This is a genomic window from Aeromonas sp. QDB11 (genome assembly GCF_027705265.1).
Lineage (GTDB): Bacteria > Pseudomonadota > Gammaproteobacteria > Enterobacterales > Aeromonadaceae > Aeromonas > Aeromonas allosaccharophila.
The window spans coordinates 1-3,386 of sequence record NZ_JAPDBM010000132.1 but is presented as its reverse complement, the minus strand read 5'-3'; the positions used below and the strand labels follow the sequence as shown (position 1 = coordinate 3,386).

The window sequence follows — 3,386 nt, the reverse complement described above, 5'->3', positions numbered from 1 at the left end:
ACCATTTCGCAGCAGCCGCCTGATCGGCGCAGAGCGACAGCCTACCTCTGACTGCCGCCAATCTTTGCAACAGAGCCCGCCGTGCTAGTCTGCTCGGTGATGGTGGAGTGAAGCCAACCCGCAATCGGGTTATGAATCTGCATCGCGATTCGCAATCAGCTGTCTCTTGAGCATGTCGAACTCCTGCGATGTTATCTCGCCGTGCTCGTGCTGCTACACCAACTTGTCCAACTCATCCGCCACACCGCTCCCCACCACCTGCGATGGCCAGGTTGTTTGCTGGGCGCATTGGCGGAGTATCGTCTCGACCCGGGACACCCACACCGGCACAACCTTACGGGAGTGATTCACTGTCAAAGAATCGGCCCGGTGCTCTGACGCAAGTATCGGGATGGTCACCATTTGTAAGCCGTAGACCTGAGTGGTGATCAAGACTTCGATACCACCGACCGTACCGGTACTAATCGACGACGGTCGTGTTCGTCGCCTGCCGCAGGGACTCTGCACACCTCCGTTTACGCATGTGCCTGGAGGAGTTGGAAATCGTCGTGTTCGGGAAACATTAAACACAGGATGGCAGCGATCTGAGCCAGCACATGATCAGCTAGCTCACCATCCGGATCGACGGCCCACTGCATCGTCGCGCCAGCGATGACCGAGTGCAGGAGCAACTCAGCTGCCGCAGGAGCACCTGGGGGCAGTCGCTTGCGGATCCCCTCCACCACCGCGCGGTTCCGCTGGATCGCAAGCGTGCGTAGCTCCGGCACCTGGAGCTCGTACCAGGAGATGAGATAGTTCACCGAGAAGTCGTTGCGAGTGTTCATGCTCCGAACGAGCACCTGCAAAAATTCCCAGAGCCCTTGCGGCCCTGCGCCTATCGGTATCGCATTCAGGTAATGCCGCACCTGCTCGACGCCGCGCTCCATCATCCTCACCAGCAGCGTATCGCGGTTGGTGAAGCGCTGGATTAACGCTGCGCGGGAGAGCCCCACCTCCTTTGCTACTCCGCTGAGCGTGAACTCTATGGGACCGCAACGCTTCAGCACTACGGTGGCGGCCTCGAGTACCTCGTCATCGGACTTGAGCTTGGGGCGGGGCATCAGTGTTCACCTTCTGTATGGGTTGGGGCGGAGGCTGTGGCTGCCGCCGCCATTGTAGCAAATTGAAGACGGAGCGAGAGTAGAGCCACGAGCCCCGCAAACACGGCCGATACAACGAGGCCAGGGAGCGGACCAGCAAGGTCGACAAACGCGCCGGCCGCAAGCATAACCATGGGCGAGGCTGACAGCATCACCGCCGAGACCGTGCCGAGTACCCGGCCGAGAAGTTCTGGCGGCGTGCGGTTGTAGATGGCAGCGTTGAGAATGGGAGAGACTGAGCCGGTCAGCAGTCCCACGAGCGCGCCCAACAACATCAGCACCGGCACGCCTGGCAACTGTGAAAGCAGAAGCGAGCCCACCGCAGAGCCACAAAATGCCACCGCCAGCCAGTTCTGCGCTGATATCCGGGCGCCGACCGACGCATGAATGGCAATGCCAAGGAGACCACCAGCCCCCATCATTGAGGAGAACAGCCCGAGCTCTGCTACTTGGCGTCCTGCATCTACAAACAGCGCAGGCATGATGACGCTGCCGTTGGCGCCAACGATGCCCACGAAGATCATCACTATACCAAAGAGAGGGCGCAGCAGGGGTTCGCTCCAGAGAAAAGCGACGCCGGCGCGCATGGAGAGAGTCGCCGTCGTGGTCATCGTCCGAGCGGCACGCGCGGGAAGCACCCACGCGCCGAGCAGACCTGCAAGGACGGAGCAGAACGCCGTCAGCCCGAGCGTTGGCGCAGCGCCAAGCAGGCCGATTGCGGCCCCCCCAAGGGCCGGGCCACCTAGAATCGCGACGTTCCCGATCACCGCTTTCAGTGACGAGACGCGCTCAACGGAGAGCCCGGCGACGTGGCCGAGTTTGGGCAGCTCACTGTCCTGCGCGGCCATACCGGGTGCGTCGAACGCGGCACCGAGCACCACGCAAGCGATCAGCCCAGTGTTCGAGAGGGCGCCAACGGCATCGAGCAGTGGGATGCTCGCCATGGCCACGCCGCCCACCACACCCGAGATCAATGCGACGGGCGCGCGCCCGAACCGATCGACGAGGCCACCACCAACCCACGCGCCGATGATGGTCGCGATGACGCTGCTAGCGGCCGTGGCGCCCGCCCAGGCCGCGCTCTTTGTATGAGACAGGACGAACCATGGAAGCGCGAGGGCCGCCACCGCGTTGCCGATCCGGAAGAGAAAGGTCGCCGCGAACAGCGTCGCGAGCGGGCTATATCGACGTTCGCTCATTCCGCTGCGGCGAGCTGCGCCTTCGCCGCAGCGAGGTACTCTTCGTTACCCGAGTCGAGGGCGAAGAGTGCGTAGGTGACCGCCCCGAACGCAAGGCGCTCCGCGATGTGGTGGGCGAGCCGCGGCCACACCCGGCCACCGGCCGCTTCATACGTGAGGAGGAGCTTCGCGAGCCCCTCTTCACCAAAGACCATAAGGTGCGCGGCCATGTCGATGGCAGGGTCATCAACGCGGGCCTCGCTCCAGTCGATCATCCCGCTGACGCGCTCCGTGTTGTCGATGAGCACATGGCCCACGTAGAGATCGCCATGCACCACCACGGAGAAATCTGGCCACGACGAATCGTCGTCGAGCCAGCGCTGCCACCGGTGGAGGCGCTTGTCGTTCACCACGAACTCGCGTCGGACGCGGTCAACGTCGTCGGCCACCTTCTGACGGGCCTGCGTCGGTGTACGGATGAGCATCCCCGCATCCACGGCGGCGGAAATGGGGACGGCATGCAGGGCGGCGAGCGCGGTCGCGAAGCTCTCCGCGAAGACCTCCGAGTCCTGCGGCACGACCCAGTCGGGCGTGGACGAACCAGGCTGGATGACCATCGCAGTCGAGTCTTCGAGCATGGGATAGGCAACGAGCTCGGCGTTGGCCACGCGCCAGTCCGGCACCGCGAACGGCAGGCGATTCTTGAGCATTGCCAGCACCCGCGCCTCTGGTTCGACCTTCGCGCTTACCTCGGCTCGGCGCGGGATGCGCAGCACCCACCGACGTCCATCGTCGACGGTGGCGATCACGATCCTATAGTCGAGCCCAAGCTCATTGACAGTCAGCGGGCCATGGAGCTTGAGCCCATGTCGGGCTGCAAGTGCGTACAGTTGGGAGGTATCGGCGGTCGTGACTACGGTCATGATTCACTCCTGAGGGCTTGACGGGTTTAGCCACCTAAATGTAACAGTCACGTCGGTTATATTCAATCCGGCACTGTTGCAAAGTTAGCGATGAGGCAGCCTTTTGTCTTATTCAAAGGCCTTACATTTCAAAAACTCTGCTTACC

Annotated in this window: 3 protein-coding genes; all 3 read right to left on the bottom strand. The window is 62.6% G+C overall.

What is annotated here, in order from left to right; translation table 11 throughout:
* Positions 1-515: 515 nt before the first annotated feature.
* From mphR(A) to OKC40_RS22020, 3 genes are read right to left on the bottom strand one after another with little or no spacing between them, the layout of a single operon-like run.
* A complete protein-coding gene (mphR(A), locus tag OKC40_RS22030) occupies positions 516-1,100 on the bottom strand; it encodes a macrolide-binding transcriptional repressor MphR(A) (RefSeq protein ID WP_001137892.1) in 585 nt (194 codons plus the stop codon).
* Positions 1,100-2,338: a macrolide resistance MFS transporter Mrx(A) gene (mrx(A), locus tag OKC40_RS22025; protein WP_000004159.1), complete on the bottom strand. Its 1,239-nt coding sequence runs from the start codon at positions 2,336-2,338 to the stop codon at positions 1,100-1,102. Before mrx(A) ends, mphR(A) begins: the two co-directional genes overlap by 1 nt.
* Complete coding sequence (locus OKC40_RS22020) at positions 2,335-3,240, bottom strand: Mph(A) family macrolide 2'-phosphotransferase (RefSeq protein WP_000219391.1); 906 nt, start codon at positions 3,238-3,240, stop codon at positions 2,335-2,337. Before OKC40_RS22020 ends, mrx(A) begins: the two co-directional genes overlap by 4 nt.
* Positions 3,241-3,386 lie beyond the last annotated feature (146 nt).

What these genes read in the sequence shown, in the direction of transcription:
- OKC40_RS22020 (WP_000219391.1), bottom strand. Translation starts at nt 3,240, where the DNA reads ATGACCGTAGTCACGACCGCCGATACCTCCCAACTGTACGCACTTGCA.